Origin of the sequence: Bradyrhizobium sp. 153 (assembly GCF_023073835.1) — a bacterium.
Lineage (GTDB): Bacteria > Pseudomonadota > Alphaproteobacteria > Rhizobiales > Xanthobacteraceae > Bradyrhizobium.
This window is the reverse complement of the sequence record NZ_JADPKH010000010.1, coordinates 1-2,985: the sequence shown is the minus strand read 5'-3', so window position 1 is coordinate 2,985 and position 2,985 is coordinate 1. Positions and strand designations below refer to the sequence as shown.

The 2,985-nt window shown below is 58.1% G+C and carries 3 protein-coding genes and 1 pseudogene; 1 reads left to right on the top strand and 3 read right to left on the bottom strand.

Translation table 11 applies throughout. The annotated features are described in order from the left end of the window. Nucleotides 1-113: 113 nt before the first annotated feature. Together IVA91_RS02415 and IVA91_RS02410 are read right to left on the bottom strand one after the other, a co-directional pair. Nucleotides 114-653 (bottom strand): DUF2285 domain-containing protein, encoded by a 540-nt coding sequence (locus IVA91_RS02415; RefSeq protein ID WP_247458315.1) that lies wholly within the window; start codon nt 651-653, stop codon nt 114-116. Nucleotides 654-1,067: 414 nt separating this feature from the next. Then, a complete protein-coding gene (locus IVA91_RS02410; RefSeq protein WP_247296149.1) occupies nt 1,068-1,346 on the bottom strand; it encodes a DUF2285 domain-containing protein in 279 nt (92 codons plus the stop codon). Nucleotides 1,347-1,781: 435 nt separating this feature from the next. Between IVA91_RS02410 and IVA91_RS02405 the strand changes: the two genes are divergently transcribed. Further along, nucleotides 1,782-2,063 carry a helix-turn-helix transcriptional regulator gene (locus tag IVA91_RS02405; RefSeq protein WP_247458312.1) on the top strand — a complete coding sequence of 94 codons (282 nt, stop codon included), beginning with the start codon at nt 1,782-1,784 and terminating at the stop codon, nt 2,061-2,063. Between the two features lie 315 nt (nt 2,064-2,378). Here IVA91_RS02405 and IVA91_RS02400 read toward each other — a convergent pair. Further along, a pseudogene (locus IVA91_RS02400) lies at nt 2,379-2,893 on the bottom strand (IS3 family transposase); the annotation flags it as partial. Nucleotides 2,894-2,985: the final 92 nt, after the last annotated feature.

Below are 2,985 nucleotides of genomic sequence, written 5' to 3'. Positions count from 1 at the left end.
CGCCGCAATCGGCCACGCACTCGATGCCTTCACCGCCGACGAATGCGCCAATTACCTCAAAAATTCAGGCTATCGAACTTAATGCCATCACGCTTTAGCCGATCAGCCAAAGCTCAGGACGGGTCGCCCTCGCCTTTACGCTTGCGACGGAGCAAGGCGCGATAGCCGCCTCGCACCAGAAGCAGCCCGGTCTTGACCAGGCGAATGGTCCGGCTGCGCAGATCGTGCGTTTTCCAGCCGCGATCGGGAATGCGATGCTTGCCGAACAAGCCTTGCGCGATTTCGCGATAGCTGTGTCCCTCCGACGACCCATCGACCGCACGCAAGGCGAGGATGAGCCGCTGGCGGGTCAAGATTGGCAGCGTCAGAGGCGGTGGTCCGATGGGGCGCCGTTCGAGCGCCAGCCAAAAACGATGTGCTGCCCGCAAACGAACCTCGAAACTGCCGTCGAACGGCAGGTCGACGGCAAGCGATGAGCCGCTCGGTGAAAGTTCTGTTAGCCAGAGGCGATGCTTTGCTCCTCCGAGCGCCACGATGGCATGCCATCCATCCGGCGCATGGCGAAGCTCGCTACCCGCCAGTTTTCTGAAATCCAGATCGTACGACGCTGCCGAGCGGACAGCCGCGCGCAAGGGCAGCACGGTCGCGAGCACCTCGGGCGCCCAGAAAATGGCTTGTTGGTCGAAGGTCTTTTGCGGATCAGCTGCGAAAAGACAGTCCCCACTGCTGCCGGAAATGGTCCGGCATCGCGTCGGATCGTTCGCTCATGGCGAGAGCCAAATAGTCTCGTTGGTACTCGCCGTTGCGGCGTAGCCACTCCCAAGCTATGTCCGCGGCCCCTGCTTTGTTGGCATCGGGATAGGCCTTCTCTGATCTCCAGTCAGCACCTGGCATCGCACCACTTTCCCCGTATGTTGATAACGCACATGCAGGGAATTGCAGCCCGACGAATGTGACTATTTCTGGTTGACCCAATGCAGGTCTTCGCGATTGATGCAGTTTGCGCGATATGACGATCTAATTTTGCGATCGGTCATCACCAGAAGTGACGTCCGTTTCGAACGCACTTATTCCTCACTCTTCGGCCAACCGCGCTGCAGGAGCTGCCGAAAGCCATGACGTGCCGCCCACTTGGCGCGAGCCAGATGGCTTTCAAAGATACGTCGGGCGCGATCCGGATCCAGGGTGGCATCAATACCAAGCACAATGCGCGCAACTTCTCGCCAATCAGCGTTATCGGCCTCGGCATCCAGCAGACGCATATACGTGACGGCATGTTGCTCGTCATAGGGCGTGAGCTGCGGCGCGTTAGGCGCGAAATCTGCGATCTTGGGATCGGACGGCACAGCCTGAAAGTCCTACCAGATTGAGAAGCCTCGATTTTAGGGACGGTAGCCGTATTCAGAACCTCTTCGTAGAGAGCCGATTGTCGCGGCCTGTGGGAGCATTCTTGCCAAAGTCAATGAATACCTAAGAGCGGTGACTGCCGTCGTTCCCTTCAATTCGTTCGCTCCGACCATCGTCCGAATGCATTTGATCGCAGTCCGTTCCGCTCGATCAGCAGAACTGTCGTCCAGCCTTTCGAATCAAGAGGCCGAAATGGGACGCAGCTCGTCGTAGCTCGTCAGCACAGGCTGATTCGGCGCGCCATCTGAATTCAGTACCGCTCCTTCATTCGGATTACGCGCGGACTCTGCTCATCTGCATTTTTGGGCGAACGTACCGCAATAGTATGGTTATAGCCAGTGGTTTGATGGCCGTCGGAATGGCTGCTTTAGCGCATGAAAGCTCGTGCGCTTGTCGCCTGGAATGTGCGCCGGATCCGCGTAGATCGCGGTGTTTCGCAAGAGCGATTGGCATACGATGCCAAGATCGACCGCTCCTATATGGGCGGTATCGAGCAGCAATCGGAGAACCCGACAATCGATCTTCTCGACCGTCTCGCGGAAACGCTTGGGGTTCATTTGTCTGAATTCTTTCTTCAGCCACCCAAAGGGGCGACGGCTCCCAAGCCGTTGCGTAAGGGTCGAAAGCCCGTACCCCCACGTAGCAGAAAGAAATAACACTCCTCACGCACGAGCTTTGTACTTGCCGCCCAAGCCGCTCACATCATTTTCGCAACTGCCGCAAACCTCACCTGGGGCGGACAGTGAACCCACCGATTTCGCCGCTTGAGGAGTTCAGGATTTCCTTGTGTATCCTGATGAGCTCCACCAGGTTTGCCGTAGTCGGTGAACGCCATGAGGTCGTGGTCACGAGATCGAAGACCAGATGAGGCCGTCCTCGGGGTCCATTCTAAAAGCGACGTCTGGCAGCCAGTCCTCGACTTCGCCGAGACCCGCTCCGGAGATCGATGATCGGTCATCGTGTCGCTGCCGCCTCCGGTAACCCTCATACCAGTGATAGAATGTGGCGCGTGGGATACCAAGCCTGTCCCGCCCGGCCAGAAATGCGATTGCTCCACCAGCCAGATGATTCGGTTTTCCTCGGGCACAGGAGATCTCATGCCTCGTTCTCCCCATCCCCGTTCACGTTTTTGAGCGACCGGTTCTCCAGCGTAAGGTCAGCCACATTTCTTTCGGCGCCGTCATCTCACGACGCAGATCCTTCACCGCGCCAGAAGTTGCCGCACACGCCGTATCGCCCGCTAGGCGATGTCTATCGTGTCTCGAGGAACTCCTGCGACCCGCCATAGTACATGGAGGCGGCAATACCTCGCGCCGGCTGAGCTCTAAAGATATTCTCCTCGCCCCGCAGTCCTTCCAGGACGATAGCATCGTCTTTTCCGCCGGATATTCCGGCATGTCTGGCGCCCAATGTCCTTTGGTACTTGTTCTGCCGGGCGCTTTGCCCGGTCCGCATTTCTGTTCCATCGATGCTGCTGGTTGCGGATTCCGACGAAGTCGCCCGGGTGTACCGATATGAAGTCGCTCGGGGATTCCGAGACGATGTCGCCCACCTTTCCGATTTGATCTCGCCCGGTGA